Genomic DNA, 22185 nt, shown 5'->3' on the forward strand with positions numbered 1-22185 from the left:
CTGTTCCTGAACACTGGACGGACAGGGGAGGCACGCCGAGGAGGGGGATATGGCGGGCGACACGATTCTGTTCGCGGTGCGGGAGCACCCCGGGGACGACACGGTCGGAGCCGAGCAGCTGCGCAGGATCCGCAAGGAGTTGGAAGCCGGCGGGTTCGCGGTGCGATGGGCCGACACCGGCGCCGACGCCCGGACGGTGTTGCGCACCGAGGCCGGTCTGGCCGCCGCGCTGGTGGACTGGGGACTCGACTCGTGCGGCGGCGCGGACGGTGAACCGGGCGGCCCACCGCGCGACGAACCGGATGGCGACTTGGGCGGCGCCGCGGTGCTGCGCCAGGTCGGCCGGCGGTTCCAGAACCTGCCGGTCTTCCTGATCGCGGCCGACGAGAGCCTTGAAGAACTGCCGCTGTGGGTGTCGGAGACCGTGGTCGGCTATGTCTGGCCCACGGAGGACACCGCCGGCTTCATCGCGGGGCGGATCTCCAGCGCCGCCCGCGCCTACCGCGAGGCCGTTCTGCCGCCGTTCTTCAAGGCGCTGCGCCGCTTCGACGATACGCATGAGTACTCATGGCACACCCCGGCCCACTCCGGTGGGGTCGCCTTTCTGAAGTCACCGGTGGGCCGGGCCTTCCACGACTACTTCGGAGAGCGGCTCTTCCGCAGCGACTTGTCGATCTCGGTCGAGCCGCTCGGTTCGCTGTTCGAGCACACGGGCCCGATCGGCGACGCGGAGCGGAACGCCGCCCGGGTCTTCGGCGCCGACCTCACCTACTTCGTCCTCCACGGCGACTCCACCTGTGACCGCCTGGTCGGCCACTTCAGCGTCACCCGGGACGAGATCGCGCTGGTGGACCGGAACTGCCACAAGTCGGTGCTGCACGGTCTGGTCGTCTCCGGCGCCCGGCCGGTCTATCTGATCCCCACCCGCAATGGCTACGGACTGTCCGGGCCGCTGCCCCCGGATGAGATCCGGGCGGCCACGGTGGCCGCCCGGATCGCGGGAAACCCGCTGACGCGCGGCGCGCTCTCCGCCGAGGCCCAGTACGCGGTCTTCACCAACTCCACCTACGACGGGCTGTGTTACGACGCCATGCAGGCCGCCCGAGGGCTCGCGGCCAGCACCCCACGCGTCCACTTCGACGAGGCATGGTTCGCCTACGCCCGTTTCCACCCCCTCTACGCCGGGCGCTACGGCATGTCGGTGGGGCCCGACACCTTCCCCGGGCCCGACCGGCCCACCGTCTTCGCCACCCAGTCCACCCATAAGCTGCTGGCCGCGCTCTCGCAGAGCGCCATGGTGCACATCAGGCCCGCGCCCCGGGCCCCGGTGGAACACGACCGGTTCAACGAGGCGTTCATGATGCACGGCACCACCTCGCCGCTGTATCCGATGATCGCCTCCCTGGATGTGGCCACCGCGATGATGGACGGGCCACAGGGCCGCTGGCTGATCGACGAGGCGGTGGCCGAGGCGGTCCGCTTCCGCCAGTCGGTGGTGCGGATCGGGCGCCGTATCAGGGCCGCCGGGGACCGCCCCAGCTGGTTCTTCGGGATCTGGCAGCCGGAGACCGTGACCGATCCGGCCGGCGGTGAGCGGCTGCCCTTCGACGAGGCCCCGGCCGAGCTGCTACGCACGGACCCCTCGTGCTGGGAGCTGGAACCGGACGCCGAGTGGCACGGTTTCCCGGGGCTCAGCCAGGGCTACTGCATGCTCGATCCGCTCAAGGTCACCGTGACCTGCCCGGGGATCGACGCGAGCGGACGGATGGCCGATTGGGGCATCCCCGCCCGGGTCCTCACCTCCTATCTGGCGACTCGGCACGTGGTGGTCGAGAAGACGGACAGCTACACCACCCTGGTCCTGTTCTCCATGGGCATCACCAAGGGCAAATGGGGGACCCTGCTGGACGCCCTGATGGACTTCAAGGCCCTCTACGACGAGGACGCACCGCTGGACCGCGTCCTGCCCGGACTGGTCGCCGCGTATCCCGGCCGTTACACCCGCCGGACCCTGCGTGAGCTGTGCCAGGAGATGCACGACCAGCTGCGTGAGGTGAGCCTGGTCCAGCTGCTGGACACCGCCTTTCAGGAGCTGCCGGAGCCGGTCGTCCCACCACAGCTCTGCTACCAGCGACTCATCCGCGGCGGCACCGAGCGGGTGCGGCTTTCCGAGGCGGCGGGACGGGTGGCCGCGGCCATGGTCACCGTCACACCACCCGGTATCCCGGTGCTGATGCCCGGTGAGGGCATCGGCACGCCCGACGGTCCACTGCTGCGCTATCTGACCGCGTTGGAGACGTTCGACCGGCGCTTTCCCGGATTCCGGAGCGAGACCCATGGCGTGACCCTCGACCCGGAAACCGGCGACTACCTGATCGAGTGTCTGTCCCAGGGCGAGGAGGCTCCCAGAGCGGCCTTGGGCGATGCGCGCGAGCTCGCTGTCCCGGCTCCGGCCACGGCTCCGGCCGCAGCCCCGGTGGAGCACCCCTGAATTCGGCGGCCGCGCCTGTCTCCAGGTCGGCGGCCGCTCGGACGCCTCAGGACAGGTCGACCCACACCTTTCCCGACGCGGTGTACGCCGCGGTGAATGCCTCCTGGACGTCGTCGAGGGGGTAACCGTCGCTGACCACCGCGCCGAGCCGGGGTGGGGTCCGGGACTCCAGGGCACTGACGGTCTGTGCGAAGTCCACCGGATGGTCGTAGATCATGCTGCCGATGAGGGTGATCTGCCCCGCCACCAGATCGCGCGGCGAGACCCCGAGCGGGGCGGTGTTCATCCCGATCAGTACGGCGGTGCCGTGTTTGGCGAGCCGCCGTAGTCCCTGCTCGACCACGCCGGGGGCTCCTGAGGTCTCGAAGAGACAGGGGAGCCCGGCCACGTCCGTCGGCAGGGGCGTCGCGCCGAGGGAGCACGCGCGGTCGCGCCGGGCCTCGTTGGGCTCCTGGACGAACACCGTCACACCATGGTCGACCAGCGCCTGGCACAGCAGCAGACCCTGGGAACCGGCCCCGATCACCAGGCAGCTCTGCCCCGGTGCGATCCCCGAGCGCCGCATCGCCGCCCGTGCCACCGTCGCGGGTTCCACACAGACCAGGTCCTCGAGGGGCAGATGCGGGGCGACCGGCCATACGAACGTGGCCGGAGCGACCACGTAGTCACTCAGCAGACCGGGGACGGTCAGTCCTACGGCGGCCCGGCCCGCACAGGCCGACGTGCGCCCGGCGCGGCAGGGTTCGCAGGTCAGACAGCAGTAGTCCGGTTCGATGACCACGTCCTGGCCGACCTGCAGACCGCTGACCTCACGGCCCAGCTCGACGATCCGCCCCGTCCCCTCGTGGCCCAGCACCCAGGGCAGGCTCGGCGGCCGCCGGCGTCCCGCGTGCACCGCGAGATCGGAGCCGCACAGCCCCGTGCCCCGCATACGGATCAGCACATCCCCCGGGCCGCAGGATGGCTCCGGGGCGGACACCACGGACAGCGCGCCGGGCTCGGTCAGCACGGCGGCCCTCAAGGGAACGCCTGCTTTCCGATGGGACGCGCCGTCGGCATCATGCCAAGAGCGTGCCACACATGATCCGCGCGGCGGTAGACCACACCACCTGTCCCGCACCACCCGCCCACGCCACCGGCCCACCTGACCGAGTCCCCGGCCACCGCACACCTCGTACGCGTACGCTGTGGGCGCAATCGACTTACCTGAGTTAGGAGTTGGAACGGCCATGTCGGACAGCACCCTGGCCCCCGATATCGATCAGGCCCTGTACGCACTATCCCCCGAGGGTCGGAAACTTCTCTTCACCGAGGCCAAGACGGCCTATGACTTCAGCGACAAGCCGGTGGGCGACGACCGTCTGCGGGCCATCTACGAACTGTTCAAATGGGCCCCGACGTCGGCGAATATCAATCCGCTGCGCATTCTGTTCGTACGCACCGAGGAAGGAAAGCAGCGGCTGCTGCCCGGGGTGGCGCAGCCCAATCAGGAGCAGACCGCGTCGGCCCCGGTCACCGCGGTGCTGGCCGCGGACACCCGTTACCCGGAGTATGTGCCGTTCCTCGCTCCGTCCAACCCGCAGTTACAGCAGATGCTGGAGGCCAACCAGGAACTGCGCGAGACCCACATGGACTTCAACGCGGTACTCCAGGCAGGCTACTTCGTGCTGGCCGTCCGCGCGGCGGGGCTCGCCGCCGGGCCGATGAAGGGATTCAACGCCGAGGCGGTGGACAAGGAGTTCTTCCCCGATGGCCGGTGGCGGTCGCTCCTGCTGGTCAACATCGGCCACCCGAGCCCCGAAGCCTTCCGGGACCGGCTTCCGCGCCCCTCGTACGAGCAGGCGGTACAGCTGGTCTGACCTCAGCGGAGTGATGTGAGGCACCCACCTCCATGGGATCAGGCCACTACACCCGCGGTGGCCTGATCCCCCTTCGCGACGGGCCTTCGCCGGGGCCTTCGCGCCGGGCGGGGAACCCGTCGCATGTGTCGGTCGCGCCCAGCGGCGGTACGCCGGGCCTCGTACGCGGAACCCATCAAGCACCGTCGACTTTCGGCCCAATCGGAGACCCCCACCCCCTCGTCCGCACCGCCCGTACGGTGCCTTCCCACGGCGACGAGGGCCACGTAGCATCGGCCGAAAAGCGCGGCGTGATCGTTTCGTGATATATAACTCATTCGCTTGACATCGCGGCGCGCCGGGACCTACGCATAGGACCCGAGAGTGCCCCCTACCCGGTGCATGTCGCCCCTACTCGGTGCATGTCGCAGCCACCACACGCTGTTTGCATGCTGTTGAAACACAAGACTCCGGCCGGCTCGTGTCTTTCCCCCATCCATTTCTCTCCCCCTGGCGGTAGGCCACGGGCATCAAGGGTGGACAACGCACCTGTGCCACTGAGGAGTTCTGCCTGCTCGTCATGCGCTTTCGCGCGGGCACGCCCCATGAGTGGCCGCGCGGATGGAGGAATGTCAGAAAGCGGGGTGCCTGTGAGCTTGTTGGAATGCCACCATTCCACGGTTGGCGCCGGTCGGTCGGCGATCGGTTTCCGGAAGGACCAGGAGGACCGGGGAGACGAGGGGGGCCGCGCGCCCGGCGGGGCGCTCCCCGATCTGGTCGAGCGCGATGACATCCTGGCCGGCCTGGGCCGGCTGCTCGCCGATGCCACGAGAGGGAAGGGGCAGCTGGCCGTCGTGGACGGGCCGCTGGGAAGTGGCAAGAGCAGGCTGGTGCACGAGTTCCTCGAATCCCTCGAACCGGGCGGCGCCCGCGTGCTGAGGGCCACCGCCTCACTCCGCGAGCACCTTCTGCCGTTCGGCGTGGTGACCCAGCTCTTCCACGGCATGACGATTCCGCCGCCCAGCCGGGACCGGGTGCGCGCGCTGCTCGCCTCGGCGGTCGAACACACCGTCACCGATGGGCGGTTAACCGGGGGCGGCTGGGAGACGCAGGTCATCGACGTCTTCCAGAAGCTCACCATGGAGCTGGCCCATCTGGCCGAGACCACTCCCTTGGTGATCTGCGTCGACAATGCCCACTACCTGGACCCGCCCTCGCTGCACTTCCTCGCCGGCATCGTCCCCTGGCTGCATTCCGCCCGCATTCTGGTGCTCCTCACCGATGACCACACTCTGCGGTGGCCGCGTTCGCCCCTGCTGGCCGGGCTGCTCTCGCAGAGCCCCAACGCCCACCGGATCGCCCTGCGGCCCCTGAGCCGCGGCGGAGTCGACGCCCTGGCCGTCCGGCTGCTCGGCCCGCACACCGCGTCCCCGCGGCTCACCGCGGAGTTCCACCGCATCGGCGGCGGCAACCCCTTGGCCGTGCAGGCCCTGATCATCGATCAGCAGACGGGCGGCGCCTGCTATCCCGAGGGCTACGGACGGGCGCTGCTCGAGCTCGTGGCGCACTCCCGGCCGTCGATGCTGTCCGTGGTGCGCGCCCTCGCCGTGCTCGGCGGTGTGGCACCGGTGGCGGACGTGGCCCGGCTGGCCGGGGTGGATGCCACGGTGACCGGCTGGGCACTGCACGCCCTGGTCAGCGCCGGACTGCTCACCGAGGGCCAGGCGTTCCGCCACCCGGCGGCCGCCACCGCCGTGCTGGACGACATGCCCGCCGACAGCCGGGCCGCACTGCACCGCGCGGCCGCCGAGCTGCTGCACGAGGCCGGGGCACCGGCGCTGACGGTGGCCGGGCAGTTGCTGAGCGCCGGGGGCCCCGGTGCCGACTGCGCCCCCGAGGTGCTGGTCACGGCCTCCGACGAGGCGCTGGCGACCGGCGATGTGGGCACCGCGCTCAGCTGCTTGGACCTCGCCCAGCACACCCGGGCCGACGACCTCACCGCGGCACGCGTCCGCGCCCGCCTCAGCAGGCTGGAGTGGCAGCTGAAACCCCAGGTCGCCGTCCGCCATCTCCGCCCCCAGCTACGTGACTTCACCGCCGGCCACCTGGACCGCCGGGAGGTCTCCGAACTGGTGCTGGGCCTGGCCCAGGCCGGTGCGCTCGATGAGTTGACCGCCCTGCTGGACGCCCTGCGAACCCGAGTCCACCGGGGCGCCGGCTCCGGAACCGAGGACATCCGCCCCCTGACGAACTGGGCGGCGATGGCGTACCCCCTCCACACCGGGCTGCGGAAACTGGCCCACTCGGTGGCCGCCGCCACCCCGGAGGCCACCCCCTGCCATGACCCATGGCTGCCCTCGGCGGTCACCCTGGCCGACGATCTGGTCCGCGGACGCGACGACCAGCTGACGCACCGCGCCGAACTGCTGCTGCGCACCTTCCACCTCGACCACGGCTCGCTGTGGAACGCCGAGTCCGGAGCGCTCGCCCTGCGCGCGCTGCTCCACGCGGGCCGCCTGGACGAGGTCGTTGCCTGGTGCGAAAAGCTCGAGGCCGAGGCCGCCGCCCACCAGGCCGTCGCCTGGCAGGGGAAGTTCCTCGCCATCCGCGCCGAGGCCCATCTGCGGCAGGGGCACCTGATCTCCGCCCACGACCTGGCGGCCCGCGCCATGGCCCTCGTACCGCCCCAGGGCTGGGGTGTCGGCCTGGCGGGGGTGCTGGGCTGCGCCATCCTGGCCGCCACCCGCTCCGGCAGGCTGGAGCAGGCGGAGAAGCATGTGGCGCAGCCGATCCCCGAGCAGGCCCTGTACAGCCGCCACGGCGTGCACTATCTGCATGCCCGGGGCCACTACCGGCTGGCCACCCACCACCCGCAGGCCGCGCTCGCGGACTTCCTGGCCTGCGGCAGATTCGCCGAGACCTGGCAGACGCCCGGCGCCGACATGGTCCCGTGGCGCACCAGCGCGGCCGAGGCATGGCTGGCACAGGACGACCAGGACCAGGCCAAACGTCTGGTACGGGAGCAGATGGCCCGGCTGCTCCCGGGCCCGTCCCGGGCCCGCGGGTTGTCTCTGCGCACCCTGGCGGCGGTCAGCCGGGTCACCCGCCGCCCGCAACTGCTCACCGAAGCCGTCGACATGCTCAAGGACAGCGGCGACGACTACGAACTGGCCCGTGCGCTGATCGACCTCAGCACCGCCTTCAAGGACACCGGGGACCAGCGCAACGCCCGCCGGGTGGCCCATCGCGCCTGGCACCTGGCGAAGCAGACCGGGGCCGAGCACCTGTGCCGGGAGGCCGCGCTCGACCCCATCGACCCCGAGGCCGCGATGTCCGCGCATCAGCGCCAGGACGGGCTGTCCGCGCTCACCACACAGGAGCGGAGGATCGCGCTACTGGCGGCCAAGGGCTACACCAACCGCGAGATCGCCGCCAAGCTCTACATCACCGCCAGCACGGTCGAGCAGCACCTCACCCGGGTGTTCCGTAAAGTCAACGTCAAGCGGCGGCAGGATCTGCCGCACTTCCTCTAGCCTCCTTCTCACTCCGGTCACTCCAACAGCGCGGACCTGAACTGATTCGCCAGCTCGGTGAGTTCACGTGAGGTGCGGGCCGCGCCGTAGACGTGGTGATCCGGGCGCACCAGCAGGAACCGTGCCCGTACCGCTCGCAGAAACGGCAGATACACCTCGTCGACGTCGATGACGGCGCCCGGCGCCGTCTCGGCGCCCTCCGCCACCATGTGCACCACACGCGTACCGAGCCCGGTGAGGAAGGTGAGCTGGGACTCCTCCAACGCCACGGCCGGATCCGCCGAACCCAGCAGCACCGGACCGGTGCCCACCACCTCGTCGAACAGCCCGGTCACGCCCTCGTGTCGCACCCGGCCCTGGGGCATCACCTCCCCGGCCGGTGGCACCGGCGCCGTGCCGATGCCGGTGTACAGCAGGCCGGTCCGCAGCGGCGGGCCCGCGGCGCCGTGCTGCCCGCCCCGGCCGGTGTCGGCGCCGCCCGCGAGCAGCGAGGCGTCCCGGCTCGCGGCGGTGGCGGCGTCGGTCACACACAGCACTCTGCCCAGCCGTACCGCCGTGTCGATGGCCTCCCGCACATGGCCGACGCGCTCCAGCGGATAGGTGTCCAGCAGCCCCTCACCGGCGGCACCCCGCAGCACCAGATCCAGCTTCCAGGACAGATTGAGCACATCCCGGATGCCCGCGCACATGCCCTGACCGGTGAACGGCGGCATCAGATGGGCCGCGTCCCCGGCCAGCAGCACCCGCCCCCGCCGCCACTCATCCGCCCAGGCGGCCTGGAAGCTGTAGACGGTGTGCCGGTGCAGGGTGGCGTTCTCCGGGCTGACATCGAAGCGCTCCAGCAGCCGCCAGGCCGTCTCCGCCCGGTTCAGCTCGGCCACGCTCTCCCCGGGCAGCCGCATGAACTCCCAGCGCCTGCGCCCCGGTCCGCTGCCCACCGCCGTCGTCGGCCGGGCCGGATCGCAGTGCTGCACATTGAGCGGAGAGAACACCCGCGGTTCGTGGAGCACCACATCGCACAGCAGCCAGTCGAAGGAGAAGCCGAGATCCGTCCGGCGCACCCCGATGTGGTCGCGGACGAAGCTGTTCGCCCCGTCGCACCCGACCACCCACGAGGCGCCGCACCGCAGCCGCTCGCCCGCCGTGTCCACCGCCGTGAGCTCCACCCCGGTGCCGTCGTCCACCAGGTCCGTCGCGGCACAACCGCGCAGTACCCGCAGATTGGGCAGCCGCTCGGCGCGGGCGCACAGCACCGCCTCCAGCGCGGGCTGGTGCATCGTGGTCGTCTCCGGCCAGCCGTGCACACCGCGCTCGGCGAGCTCGACCCGTAGCAGGGACCTGCCCTCGGCGTTGCGCCAGTCGTAGGCGTCGGCCGGCAGACCGATCTCCGGATACGAACCGGCCACCCCCAGCGACGCCAGGGTCCTGGCCGTCTCACCGTCGAAGCTGGTCGCCCGCGGCAGTGTGTACGGGTCTTCCCACCGCTCCACGACCAGCACCCGCCACCCCCGGGTGGCCAGCAGGATGGACAGCACCTGACCGATGGGTCCGTAGCCGACGATGAGCACATCCGCTTCCGGCGTTTCCGGCCCCCTGCCAGAGCCCGCAGAGCACATCCGCTCCTCCCTCCTCCGGTGCCGCGAAGCTATCAGCGGAGGCCGAACGGACTGGGACAAAGGGGGCTTGACGATCACGAAGTAAGGGGGGATGAGGGGGGTGAATCAGGGGATTCTCCTAGTTTTCCGGTGTGAAGCTGGAGTGGGTGAAGCCGCTGACGCATCACCTGGAAACCCTGACCGCAGGGAGGGTAGAGGTGGCATGCTGCGCACCGAACTGATCCGCCCGATCCAGGACCTCCTCACCGAACAGAGCCGCCGCTTTGGGGCCAAGACCGCTTACGCCGACGCCCGGCGCGCCATCAGCTACGCCGAGCTGGAGGCGCGCACCCGTCGGCTCGCCGGCCATCTGGCCGGGCTGAGCCTGCTGCCGGGCGACCGCGTGGCCATGTACCTCGGTAACCGCGTGGAGATGGTGGAGAGCTACTTCGCCGTCGTCCGCGCCGGGGGGATCGGCGTCCCGGTCAATCCGCATGTCTCCCAGGCCGAACTGGAGCATCTGCTCACCGCCAGCGGCAGTCAGGTCGTCATCACGGACTCCGCCCACCTGCCGCTGCTGCGCCGCCTCGACCCCGGAGCGAGTCCGCTGACCGTGCTGGTGGTGGGGGAGGACCCGGTCCCCACGAGCTGCCTGTCCTACGAGCGGTTCGCCACCACCGAGCCGGACACACCGGCCCGCGACGAACACGAGCTCGACGACATCGCCTGGATGCTCTTCACCTCCGGCACCACCAGTAAGCCCAAGGGTGTGCTCGCCACCCAGCGCAACTGCCTCTGGTCGGTCGCCGCGTCGTACGTACCCGCGCTCGGCCTCACCGCCGAGGACCGCGTGCTCTGGCCGCTGCCCCTGTTCCACAGCCTCTCCCACATCGTGTGCGTGCTGGCCGTGACCGCCGTCGGAGCGACCGCCCGGATCACCGACGGACACTCCGCCGAGGACGTGCTGGAGCAGTGGGGCCAGGAGCGCTCCACGGTCATCGCCGGAGTCCCGACCCTGTACCACTACCTCGTCCGCGCCTCCAAGGCCCCCGGGTTCACCGCGCCTGACCTGCGGGTGGGCCTGGTCGGCGGCGCCGTGACCACGGCGGCGCTGCGACGCTCGGTCGAGGACGCCTTCGGGGCCCCGCTCATCGACGCGTACGGCAGCACCGAGACCTCCGGTTCGATCGCCATCAACTGGCCGACCGGGGCCAGGGTCGAGGGCTCCTGCGGACTCCCCGTCCCCGGCCTCGCCCTGCGGGTGGTCGACCATCGCACCGGCCTGGACGTGCCCGACGGGACCGAGGGCGAGGTGTGGGTCCGCGGCCCGAACATCATGGCGGGCTACCACAACCAGCCCGAAGCCACCGCCGAGGCGCTGCGAGACGGCTGGTTCCACACCGGCGACCTCGCCCGCCGCGACCGGGACGGCTATCTGACGGTCACCGGGCGGCTCAAGGAACTCATCATCCGCGCCGGGGAGAACATCCACCCCGTCGAGGTGGAGGACGTCCTGCGGATGGCGCCCGGCGTGGCCGACGCCGCCGTGGTCGGCAAACCGCACGACGTCTTCGGCGAAGTCCCGGTGGCCTTCGTCGTCCCCGCACCCGGCGGCTTCGACCCGGCCCAGGCACTCGCCCTGTGCCGGGAGCGGCTCTCGTACTTCAAGGTGCCTGAGGAGCTGTACGAGATCGAGCGGATCCCGCGCACCGCGACCGGCAAGGTCACCCGGCACCGGCTGCTGGACGGCCCGGCACGGCTGCGTGCGGTGGGCAACGCCTACCATGACGCGCTCTTCCGTACGAGGTGGGTCCCACAGCCATCTGCCCCACAGCTGACGGCCTCGCAGCCGTCGGCCGCCCCGCAGCCGTCGGCCTCTCTGCTGTCTGACCCTCAGCTGTCTGCCTCACGGCCTCGGCGCGACCGCTGGGTCCTGCTCGGACGGCATGCCCCCGGGTTCGTCGACCTACTGCGTGCCCCGGATGGTACCGAGTTGGGCGAGCGCATTGACACGGCCGATCTGAGAGCGGCGGTGGCCGCCGGAAGCCCCCCGCCCGCCGTGGCTCTGCTTTCGGTCCCAGCGGACACCACCGAGGGTGTCCTGAGGGACGTCGAGACGTGGCTGGCCTCCGCGGAGCTGTCCGACGCGGTACTGGTGTTGGCCACGCAAAGCGCCGTGGCGACGACCGCGGGCGAGGATGTGCCGAACCCGGAACAGGCCGCGCTGTGGGGGCTGGTGCGGTCCCTGCAGGCCGCTCATCCCGGCCGTATCGCCATCGTCGACCTCGACGAGCCCGATGACGAGGGGTGTGTCGGTGCGCTGTTGGCGGCGGTGGCGTCGGGCGAGCCCCAGAGCGCGGTGCGCTCGGGCGTCGTGCTGCTGCCACGGCTTGAACGCGTGGCCCTCGATGTGGGTCTGGGCACGGGTCCGGATTCCGAGCGGGATGCGTCCGTGGCCTTCGACCCCCATGGCACCGCGGTCGTCACCGGAGTGGACACCCGGCGCGGTGCCGCGATCGCCCGGCATCTGGTGACCGGTTACGGCGTCCGCCAACTGCTGCTGATCGCTCCACCGGGGCAGGGCGGCCGGGCCAACGAGCTCTGTACCCGGCTCACCGATGCCGGAGCCGATGTCCGACTGGTCGAATGCGACCTGGACAACCGCACCAAACTCAGGCGGGTGCTGGCGAAGGCCACCAGCCCCTTGAGCGTGGTCGTCCACGCCTGGGAGGCCGTGGACGAGCCGTCGGACGGGCGCGTGGCCGCCGAGGCCAGGACGCTGTACGAGCTCATCCGGAACGCCGACCTCACCGCGTTCGTGCTGTCCTCCTCGACCAAGGGGTTGCTGGGCGCGGCAGGGGAAACCACCGAGGCCGCCTCCGCTGCCTTCCTCGATGCCTATGCCCAGCATCTGCGTGTACGAGGGGTACCTGCTCAGTCCATCGCGTGGGGGCCGTGGGAGGGGGAGACCGACGAGACGGCCGGTGCTCTGAGCTCTCGGGAGGCGCTCGCCGCGCTGGACGCCGCCCTGGCCGTGGACGAGGCTCAACTCGTCGCCACGAAGCTCGACCCGACCGCCGTACCGACCGGGACGACCTCCCCGCTGCTCCAGGATCTGATCGACGTCCCGGCCCGTACCGCCACCGTGGACGAGGCCGTCACGGTCGCCCTGCGGGAGCGGCTGATGGACACGTACGAGGCCGACCGGGACCGGCTGCTCACCGATCTCGTCCGCGAACACCTGGCCGACCTGCTGGGCCTGGCCGGCAAGCAGGCCGTCGAGCCCGAGCGGGCCTTCACCGACCTGGGCCTGACCTCGGTCACGGTGGTGGAGCTGCGCAACCGGCTGAGCGAGGCCACCGGGCTCCGCCTGCCCGCCACCTCCGCCTTCGACCACCCCACACCGCTGGCGTTGGGGAGCCTGCTGCGGCGGGAACTGCTCGGCGGTACGGGAGTGCCGACCGTACCGGTCTTGGCCCCGGATTCGGCCCGGGGTCCGGCCTCGGCCGTGGCCGCGGGGGCGGGGGCGGGTCTGGTCGACGACCCGATCGCGATCGTGGGGATGGCGTGCCGGTTGCCGGGTGGGGTCGGCTCGCCGGAGGAGTTGTGGGAGCTGGTTCTGGCAGGTGGTGAGGGTATCGGGGAGTTCCCCGCGGATCGGGGGTGGGATCTGGAGCACCTCTTCGATCCGGATCCGGATCACGCGGGGACGAGCTATGCGCGGCGGGGTGGGTTTCTCTATGACGCGGGGGAGTTCGACGCCGGTTTCTTCGGGATCTCGCCGCGTGAGGCGTTGGCGATGGATCCGCAGCAGCGGTTGCTGCTGGAGACGTCATGGGAGGCGTTGGAGCGGGCCGGGATCGATCCGGTGTCGCTACGGGGCCAGGACGTGGGCGTTTTCGTTGGGATGATGCATCAGGACTACGGAGTCGGCTCCACCGCTGGAGTAGATGCCCCTGCCGGTCTGGAAGGCCACCTGATGACCGGCACCTCGGCGAGCGTGGTGTCGGGTCGGGTGTCGTATGTGCTGGGGTTCGAGGGTCCTGCGGTGACGGTGGATACGGCGTGTTCGTCGTCGTTGGTGGCGTTGCATCTTGCGGGTCAGGCGTTGCGGGCGGGGGAGTGCTCGATGGCGCTGGCCGGTGGGGTGACGGTGATGGCCGGGCCGGATGCCTTCGTGGAGTTTTCCCGTCAGCGTGGGCTCGCCCCCGACGGGCGGTGTAAGTCGTTCGCGGCGTCGGCGGATGGTACGGGGTGGGCCGAGGGTGTGGGTGTGGTGGTTTTGGAGCGGTTGTCGGATGCGGAGCGGAACGGTCATCGGGTGTTGGCGGTGGTGCGGGGTAGTGCGGTGAATCAGGATGGTGCGTCGAATGGTTTGACGGCGCCGAATGGTCCGTCGCAGCAGCGGGTGATTCGGCGGGCGTTGGCGGGTGCGGGGTTGGTGGCGGGTGATGTGGATGCGGTGGAGGCGCATGGGACGGGTACGGCGCTGGGTGATCCGATTGAGGCGCAGGCGTTGTTGGCTACGTATGGTCAGGGTCGGTCTGAGGGGCGTCCGTTGTGGTTGGGGTCGTTGAAGTCGAATATTGGTCATGCGCAGGCGGCTGCGGGTGTGGCTGGTGTGATCAAGATGGTGTTGGCGTTGCGGTGTGGGGTGTTGCCGAGGACGTTGCATGTGGATGAGCCTTCGCGGGAGGTGGATTGGTCGGCGGGTGCGGTGGAGTTGCTGGCTGAGGAGCGGGTGTGGCCTGAGGTGGGGCGTCCGCGTCGGGTGGGGGTGTCGGGGTTTGGGGTGAGTGGGACGAATGCGCATGTGATTTTGGAGGAGGCTCCGGGGGCGGTGGTCGATGTGGTGACCGGGGTGGTGTCGGAGGCTCGGGGTGGTGTGGTGCCGTTGGTGGTGTCGGGGCGTGGTGGTGCGGGGTTGCGGGGGCAGGCGCGGAGGTTGCTGGAGTTTGTGGAGCGTCGGCCGGAAGTGGAACTGGGTTATCTGGCAGGTTCCTTGGCAGTGTCGCGGGCGGGGTTGTCGGATCGTGCGGTGGTGGTGGCGGGAGATCGGGAGGAGGCGCTGGCGGGGTTGGTGGCGGTGGCGGAGGGCGGTGGGGCAGGGAGGGCTGATGTTCGGGGTGGGGTGGTGTTTGTTTTTCCTGGTCAGGGGGCGCAGTGGGTGGGGATGGGTGCGGAGTTGTTGGGTGAGTCGGAGGTGTTTGCGGAGTGTTTGGCTGAGTGTGCGGGGGTGTTGGATCCGTTGACGGGGTGGTCGTTGGTGGATGTGGTGCGGGGTGTGGGGGGTGGTGTGTTGTTGGAGCGGGTGGATGTGGTGCAGCCGGTGTCGTTTGCGGTGATGGTGGGGTTGGCGCGGGTGTGGTTGGCGGCTGGTGTGGTGCCGTCTGCGGTGGTGGGTCATTCGCAGGGGGAGATTGCGGCGGCGTGTGTGGCGGGTGGGTTGTCGTTGGAGGATGCGGCGCGGGTGGTGGTGTTGCGTAGTCGGGCGATTGCTGCGGGGTTGTCGGGTGGGGGTGGGATGGTGTCGCTGGGTGTGGGTGTGGGGGAGGCGGAGTTGTTGGTGTCCCGTTGGGTGGGTCGGGTTGAGGTGGCGGCGGTGAATGGGCCGTTGTCGGTGGTGGTGGCTGGTGAGTCGGAGGCGTTGCGGGAGTTGGTGGGGGAGTGTGAGGGCGCGGGGGTGCGGGTGCGGTGGGTCGATGTGGATTATGCCTCGCATACGGCGCAGGTGGAGGTGGTTGAGGAGGAGTTGGCGCGGTCGTTGTCGCAGGTCCGGCCGGTGTCTTCACATGTCCCGTTCTTCTCCACGGTGGAGGCGGAGTGGGTGGACACTGCCGAGTTGGATGCCGGGTACTGGTATCGGAATCTGCGGAGCACGGTGCGGTTCGCCCCGTCCGTCGAGTGCCTGCTGGAGGAGGGTTTCCGGGCCTTCGTTGAGGTGAGTGCGCATCCGGTGCTGACGATGAGCATCGAGGCGGCGGCGGAGCGAGCGGATGCCGGGCCGGTTGTGGTGAGCGGGACGCTGCGGCGGGACGAGGGTGGTATGCGCCGTGTGCTCACCTCACTGGCCGAGGTGTACGTACGGGGTGTCCCCGTGAACTGGACCGCTCTGCTCGGCAACGTCCCCGCGCACACCGCGTGTGACCTGCCGACCTACGCCTTCCAACACCAGCACTACTGGCTCAAGAACGCCGCTCCCGCAGACGCAGGATCCGTAGACGATCAGCTTCCGGGAATGGCCGAACTACCCGAGGAGACGGGCGCGTTGACCGCCCGCCTTCGTGGGGAGTCAGCGCAGGAGCAGGAACGCATCCTGCTGGAGACCGTCCGCCAGGAGACCGCAGGCATCTTGGGCCATCCCTCGCTGGACGCCATTGAACCGGACGTGGTGTTCAACCAGATCGGGTTCGACTCGGCCACCGCCGTGCAGTTGCGCAACCGTCTGAACGCACTCACCGACCGGACTCTGCCGACCACCCTGCTCTTTGACTACCCCACGCCCCTGATTCTCGCCGACTTTCTGCGTGACGAGCTCATCGGGGACACGGCGGCCCCGGCCCCGGAGGAGACAGCGGGGCCGACATCAGCGCCTAGGGCCGTGTCGACCGAGCCGGTGGCGATCGTGGGCATGGCGTGTCGACTGCCGGGAGGAGTCTCCACGCCGGAAGAGCTATGGGAGCTGGTGCTTCAGGGCCGGGACGGGATCAGCGACTTCCCGGTGAACCGTGGCTGGGACTTGGAGAACCTGTTCCACCCGGACCCGGACCACCCCGGCACCAGCTACGCGCACCAAGGCGGATTTCTGCACGATGCCGGGGAGTTCGACGCGGGCTTCTTCGGGATCTCGCCACGTGAGGCGCTGGCCGTGGATCCGCAGCAGCGTCTGATGCTGGAAACCTCGTGGGAAGCGCTGGAACGAGCCGGGATAGACCCGACCACCCTGCGGGGCAGGGACGTGGGTGTCTTCTCCGGTGTGACCTACCACAACTACGGCTCGGGTGTGGAGCCGGTGCCTGCCGAGCTCGAGGGCATGCTGGGCCTCGGCGCCTCGGCAAGCGTGCTGTCGGGACGGGTGTCCTATGCGCTTGGCTTCGAGGGACCGTCGGTCGCGGTGGACACGGCATGCTCCTCGTCCCTGGTGGCGTTGCATCTGGCGGCTCAGGCGTTGCGAGCCGGTGAGTGTTCGATCGCCCTGGCCGGTGGTGTCACGGTGATGCCCACGCCCGGTATCTTCATCGCCTTCTCGCGGCAGCGCGGCATGTCGATCGATGGCCGGTGCAAGTCCTTCGCCGCCTCGGCTGACGGTACGGGGTGGGCCGAGGGCGTGGGCGTGTTGGCGCTGGAGCGGCTGTCGGACGCGGAGCGAAACGGCCATCGGGTGTTGGCGGTGGTGCGGGGCAGCGCGGTGAACCAGGACGGTGCGTCGAATGGGTTGACCGCCCCGAATGGTCCGTCGCAGCAGCGTGTCATCCGGCAGGCATTGGCCACTGCCGGTGTGTCGGCCGCCGAGGTGGATGTGGTGGAGGCGCATGGCACGGGAACGGCACTGGGCGATCCCATCGAGGCGCAGGCGGTGCTGGCCACGTACGGTCAGGACCGTGATCGGCCGCTGTTGATGGGGTCGTTGAAGTCCAACATCGGCCATGCGCAGGCGGCGGCGGGGGTGGCCGGGGTCATCAAGATGGTGTTGGCGTTGCGGCATGGCATCGCGCCTCGGACGTTGCATGTAGAGGAGCCGACGTCGCAGGTGGATTGGTCGGCGGGTGCGGTGGAACTGCTGACCGAGGAGCGCGTGTGGCCGGAGGTGGCGGGGCGTCCGCGCAGGGCTGGTGTGTCCGCGTTCGGAGTCAGCGGCACCAACGCCCACGTCATCCTGGAGCAGGCGGCGCCGGCGCAGACCGAGCCGACCGGCCCGGCGATGTCCTGGCGGAAGGGCGTCCCTGTGCCGCTGGTGGTGTCCGGGCGGGGTGACGCGGCCTTGCGGGCCCAGGCGCGACGCTTGCGGTCCTTCCTTGCGGACGAGCCGCAGTTGGACGTGAGCGAACTCGGTTTTGCGTTGGGTTGTGGTCGGGCGGGGTTGTCGGATCGTGCGGTGGTGGTGGCGGGGGATCGTGAGGAGGCGTTGGCGGGGTTGGGTGTGGTGGTGCGGGGTGGGTCGGGTGTGGGGGTGGTGTCGGGTTCGGTGGTGCGTGGTCGGTTGGGGGTGTTGTTCGCTGGTCAGGGGTGTCAGCGGGTGGGGATGGGGCGTGGGTTGTATGAGGTGTTTCCGGTGTTCCGGGAGGTCTTCGATGGGGTGTGTGAGGTGTTGGACCGGGAGTTGGGTGCGGGTGGGGTGTCGGGTTCGGTGCGGGAGGTGGTGTTCGGGGGCGGTGAGTTGCTGGAGCGGACGGTGTTTGCTCAGGCGGGGTTGTTCGCGGTGGAGGCGGCGTTGTTCCGGTTGGTGGAGTCGTGGGGTGTGGTGCCGGATGTGGTGGGTGGGCATTCGGTGGGTGAGGTGACGGCGGCGTATGTGGCGGGTGTGTTGTCGTTGGAGGATGCGGCGGTGTTGGTGGCGGCGCGGGGTCGGTTGATGGAGGCGTTGCCGGAGGGTGGGGCGATGGTGGCGGTGGGTGCGGGTGAGGAGCGGGTGCGTCCGCTGTTGGTGGCGGGGGTGGATATCGCGGTGGTGAATGGTCCTGCGGCGGTGGTGGTCTCCGGTGATGAGGAGCCGGTGTTGCGGGTGGCGGAGGAGTTGTCGGGGCAGGGGTGTCGGACGAGGCGTTTGGCGGTCTCGCACGCGTTCCACTCCGCACGTATGGAGCCCATGCTGGAGGAGTTCCGGGAGGCGATCGCCGACGTGTCGTTCGCTGCCCCGGTGATCCCTCTGGTGTCCAACGTGACCGGGCGGCTGGCGGACACGGAGGCGGTGTGTTCCCTCGAGTACTGGGTGGAGCATGTGCGTGCCGCCGTGCGTTTCGCGGACGGAGTACGGGCGCTCGCCGACTATGGGGTCAGCACGTACTTGGAGTTGGCACCGGATGCGGTGCTGTCCGCGATGGTCGGGGACTGTCTTCCTGAGGAGTTGGCCGAAGCTTCCGTTGTGGTGCCGTCGTTGCGGCGGGAGGGCGACGAGCCCCGGGCACTGATGTCCGCCGTCGCTCAACTGCATGTGGCAGGCGTACGCCTGGATTTCGGTGCCCTGTTCGGCAACACGGTTCTGCCTGCCCATATCTCGGATCTGCCGACGTATGCGTTCCAGCGGGAGCATTACTGGTTGGTGGGGGACGGGCGTGGAGCCGGTGATGTGACGTCTGCCGGGCTGGCGGGGGTGGAGCATCCTTTGTTGGGTGCGGTGATGGAGGTGCCGGGGTCGGGTGATGTGTTGTTCACCTCGCGGTTGTCGTTGGGGTCTCATCCGTGGCTGGCTGACCATGTGGCCGCGGGTGCGGTGTTGTTGCCGGGTGCGGCGTTTGTGGAGTTGGTGGTGCGGGCCGGTGATGAGGTCGGTTGTGGTGGGGTGGAGGAGCTGGTGATGGAGGCTCCGCTGGTGTTGGCGGAGGGCGGGGCCGTTCAGGTGCGGGTGAGCGTGGCGGAGGCCGATGAGGGCGGTCGGCGCGGCGTGCGGGTGTATTCGCGGGCGGAAGATGCCGGTCTGGGTGCTGCGTGGGTGCGGCACGCGACCGGGACGTTGTGCCGTGCGGATGAGATCTCCGCTCCCGGCACAGCGTTGTCGGTGTGGCCTCCGGCGGGTGCGGTGGCGGTGGATCCGGGGGACGTGGAGGGCCTGTACGACGGTCTGGAACAGGTCGGCTATCGGTATGGGCCGGTGTTCCAGGGGGTGCGGGCGGCCTGGCGGCTGGATGGCGCGGTGTACGCGGAAGTGGCTCTGCCGGAGGAACATCGGGTTCAGGCGGCGGGGTTCGGGCTCCACCCGGCACTCCTCGATGCCGCCATGCACACCATCGCCTTCCACGATCGCGACGAAGCCGATGCGGAGCTCGTACTGCCGTTCGCCTATCGCGAGGTGGCGTTGCATGCCTCCGGGGCCTCAGCGCTGCGGGTACGTGTGACACCGTCCGGCCCGAACACCATGACCCTGGAACTGGCCGATGAGAGCGGCACCCCCGTGGCTTCGGTGGGCTCGGTGGTGTCCCGTCCGGTCGGTTCCGAACAGTTCGGCACGGCGGCCACGGCGGCCACGGCGGACCGGATGTTCCGCATCGCATGGGATGAGCTGCCGGTTCGGCCGGATGGTACGACCGTGGAACCGGACGGTACGACCGTGGAACCCGTATCGGTGGGCGGCGCCGAGGACGTACACCAGCTGGCCACGCCCCCGGAGACTTCCCAGCCGGACGTGCTGCTGCTGGACCTGGGCGGCGGTACAGCCGATGTGCGGGAGCTGACCGGGCGGGTGCTGCGGATCGTACAGGCGTGGCTGGCCGAACCCTCGTTGGCGTCCAGTCGGCTGATCGTGGTGACGCGGGGCGCCGTCGCCGTCCGGGAGGCCGATCCGGTCGATCCGGCAGCGGCCGCCGTATGGGGCCTGGTGGGGTCCGCACAAGCGGAGAACCCCGGGCGGATTCTCCTCCTCGACATCGACGAAGCGACGGTACCCACCGCGTCGCTACCCGCACTGCTCGCCAGTGACCAGCACCAACTGGCCCTACGCGGCTCCACCTGCTTCGCCCGGCACCTCACCCGTGTCGCGGATGTCTCCGAAGCCGCCCCGGGTGGTCTGGGATCCGGCGGGACGGTGTTGATCACGGGTGGTACGGGGGCGTTGGGGGCGGTGGTGGCGCGGCATCTGGTGGCCGTGCACGGGGTGCGGAGTCTGGTGTTGGCGAGTCGGGGTGGGCTCGAGGCTGTCGGTGCCGCCGAGTTGGAGGCGGAGCTGGTCAGGGCAGGGGCGCGGATACGGATTGTCGCGTGTGATGTGGCCGATCGTGATGAAGTGGCCGGGCTGGTGGATGCCGTTCCGGAGGATGCTCCGCTGTCGGCGGTGGTGCATACGGCCGGTGTTCTGGATGACGGTGTGCTGACGGCGTTGACTCCGGAGCGTATGGACGCGGTGTTCCGGCCGAAGGTGGACGGGGCGCTCCATCTGCATGAGCTGACCCGGGACCTGGACCTCTCCGCCTTCGTCCTCTTCTCCTCCGCTGCCGGCACCCTGGGCAACGCGGGCCAGGGCAACTACGCCGCCGCCAACGCCTACCTCGACGCGCTGGCCTATCAGCGCCGGGCCCAGGGGCTGCCCGCCGTGTCCCTGTCCTGGGGCATGTGGCAGCAGGCCGCCGGAACGGGGATGACCGGCCGCCTCGGCGATGCCGACCAGCGCCGGATGACACGCGGCGGTATCGCTCCCTTGTCCCCGGCCGAGGGCATGGAACTGTTCGACACCGCGCTGCGTACGGACGGACCCACGGTCCTCCCCATCAAGCTGGACCTCGGCGCGCTCCGCGCCCAAGCCGCCCGCGGGGCGGTCCACCCGCTGCTGCACAGGCTCGCCCCGGCGGCTCGCCGAGCCGCTGCCCCTCGGGCCACGGCCGATCAGGGCCTGGTGACCGGTCGGCTGGCCGGGGCGGCCCCCGAGGAGCGGGAGCGGATTCTGCTGGACATGGTGCAGCAGGAGGCCGCTCGGGTTCTGGGACACTCGGCGGCCGCCACCCTCGACCCCGACGTTCTGTTCACCGAGATCGGCCTGGACTCACTGATGGCGGTGGAACTACGCGATCGCCTGGCCAAGCGCACCGCGCTGCGGCTGCCTCCCAGCTTTGTCTTCGATCACCCGACTCTCCGGATGCTGGCCTGGCAACTGCGGGACGAACTGGAGAAGACGGACGCGGACGCTCCCCCCGGATCATCCGCCCCGGCCCCCGGAGCCGCCCGGGAGTGACTCCGCCCAGCACACCCGGTTCAGCCGGACCGGCAGCGACCGAAGCGGCAAGAAAGGGATCGCACATGTTCAGCACGGACACATACCTGGCGCAACTGGGGTTCTCCCAGCCGCCCGCCCCCACTCTGCCGAACCTGCGGCAGTTGCACCGCAGTCATCTGATGACGGTCCCCTACGACACCAACCACACCCACCGCCTCAGCGCGGAGAACATGGCCGACATCGATATCGACAAGGCATTCGCGGCCATCGTGCCCACCGGCGACGGTGGCATGTGTCTGGAACTGAACACCTTGTTCGCCCGGTTGCTCCGCGAATTGGGCTATGACCTGGACGTCATCAGCGGAGGCACGTATCTGCCCGGTGACACCTTCGCGCCCGACCCCGAACACATGCTGATGCTCCTCCGTATCGAGGGGCAGGAGTGGCTGGCCGACGTAGGGCATGCCGGTCTGTGCTTCACCGAGCCGCTGCGTCTGTCCGAGGAGGAGGTGCAGTGGCAGTACGGCTGTGCGTTCCGGCTGATCCGGCGGGACGGCTATCTCGTGCTGCAGGCCAAGACCCTGGGCCACGACTGGCGCACCACCTACCGCTTCACCACCCGGCCCAGGACCTATGACGCCTGGGCCGGTGTCGGTGAGGGCAATGGCCCGGCCATCCTGGCGGCGATGCGCCGGCGCAGGCGTGCCATCGACAAGGGGCAGGTCTTCCTCACCAACAACATGTTCACGATCGTGGAGGACGGCCATGAGAAGGTCACCCTCCTCGTCGATCCGGAACAGCGCGCGAAGGTTCTCGACACGTACTGGGACGGTCGCGACTGACCGAACCGGTGCCGCTGCCGCCGACG

At 70.0% G+C, this 22185-nt stretch carries 7 protein-coding genes; 5 read left to right on the top strand and 2 right to left on the bottom strand.

Translation table 11 applies throughout. From position 1 onward, the window contains the following. The first annotated feature begins 49 nt into the window (after nucleotides 1-49). Nucleotides 50-2491 (top strand): Orn/Lys/Arg family decarboxylase, encoded by a 2442-nt coding sequence (locus tag J2Z30_RS06970; RefSeq protein WP_044579693.1) that lies wholly within the window; start codon nucleotides 50-52, stop codon nucleotides 2489-2491. A gap of 46 nt (nucleotides 2492-2537) precedes the next feature. Here J2Z30_RS06970 and J2Z30_RS06975 read toward each other — a convergent pair whose 3' ends face one another. Next, nucleotides 2538-3512, bottom strand: coding sequence for a zinc-dependent alcohol dehydrogenase (locus J2Z30_RS06975; RefSeq protein ID WP_044579695.1), 975 nt, complete (start codon nucleotides 3510-3512; stop codon nucleotides 2538-2540). Nucleotides 3513-3720: 208 nt separating this feature from the next. Here J2Z30_RS06975 and J2Z30_RS06980 point away from each other — a divergent pair, with 208 nt between their 5' ends. Continuing rightward, nucleotides 3721-4350, top strand: coding sequence for a malonic semialdehyde reductase (locus J2Z30_RS06980; protein WP_044579697.1), 630 nt, complete (start codon nucleotides 3721-3723; stop codon nucleotides 4348-4350). Nucleotides 4351-4979: 629 nt separating this feature from the next. Further along, on the top strand, nucleotides 4980-7862 hold the full coding sequence (locus tag J2Z30_RS06985) for a helix-turn-helix transcriptional regulator (RefSeq protein ID WP_209468591.1): 2883 nt from the start codon (nucleotides 4980-4982) through the stop codon (nucleotides 7860-7862). A gap of 17 nt (nucleotides 7863-7879) precedes the next feature. Here J2Z30_RS06985 and mhpA read toward each other — a convergent pair whose 3' ends face one another. Further along, nucleotides 7880-9478, bottom strand: coding sequence for a bifunctional 3-(3-hydroxy-phenyl)propionate/3-hydroxycinnamic acid hydroxylase MhpA (mhpA, locus tag J2Z30_RS06990; protein ID WP_044579699.1), 1599 nt, complete (start codon nucleotides 9476-9478; stop codon nucleotides 7880-7882). Nucleotides 9479-9680: 202 nt separating this feature from the next. Between mhpA and J2Z30_RS50800 the strand changes: the two genes are divergently transcribed. Both J2Z30_RS50800 and J2Z30_RS07000 read left to right on the top strand, forming a co-directional pair. After that, nucleotides 9681-21335: a type I polyketide synthase gene (locus J2Z30_RS50800; protein ID WP_209468592.1), complete on the top strand. Its 11655-nt coding sequence runs from the start codon at nucleotides 9681-9683 to the stop codon at nucleotides 21333-21335. Between the two features lie 65 nt (nucleotides 21336-21400). Next, the gene (locus J2Z30_RS07000; protein ID WP_044579706.1) at nucleotides 21401-22159 is read left to right on the top strand and encodes an arylamine N-acetyltransferase family protein; all 759 of its coding nucleotides are present in this window, start codon (nucleotides 21401-21403) and stop codon (nucleotides 22157-22159) included. Nucleotides 22160-22185 lie beyond the last annotated feature (26 nt).

Origin of the sequence: Streptomyces iranensis (assembly GCF_017874715.1) — a bacterium.
Lineage (GTDB): Bacteria > Actinomycetota > Actinomycetes > Streptomycetales > Streptomycetaceae > Streptomyces > Streptomyces iranensis.